Raw genomic sequence first — 473 nt, 5'->3', positions numbered from 1 at the left:
TCACGTGCAACACGCCCTATCCGCCCCTCCTGTTCAGCTGCTAACATCTCCTTTTGGTAATAAGCACCTTGAACGGCTGTAAGGTAAGCTCCCTCCCAAATATGCTTATAGGTCTCTGGACGGTTTCTCAAATCATCAAGACGCGCTTCATTCAAGATCTTAGGAAACTTGGGATTATCTGACCAATTAACCTCAACACGCTTAATCGCTTCATTGTCTGAAAAACGAAAGCGCCTTTCAACCGGGGCATTCTCCCGTAATGGGTTCCATGTTACCCATAATTCTGCACGCCATCCATCCCCTTCTTCACGCAACGTCGGTATAAGCGTCTGCCAAGCGGTCTCTGTGACAGGCTCTGCCTCATCAACCCAACAGAGCAAAATACGCCCCATCGACTTGATACTCGCAATATTACGGTCTAGTCCAGAAAACTGAAAGGCTATACGCCCATCATTTGACTTAATTGAAGATTC

1 protein-coding gene is annotated in these 473 nt (G+C 47.1%); it reads right to left on the bottom strand.

The genetic code is table 11. The features are described from left to right. A partial coding sequence (locus K3248_RS09320; RefSeq protein WP_246588258.1) for a phage terminase large subunit occupies positions 1–473 on the bottom strand: 473 nt, incomplete at both ends.

The organism is Bartonella raoultii, from assembly GCF_019659805.1.
GTDB lineage: Bacteria > Pseudomonadota > Alphaproteobacteria > Rhizobiales > Rhizobiaceae > Bartonella > Bartonella raoultii.
This window is presented reverse-complemented; position numbering and strand designations above follow the sequence as displayed.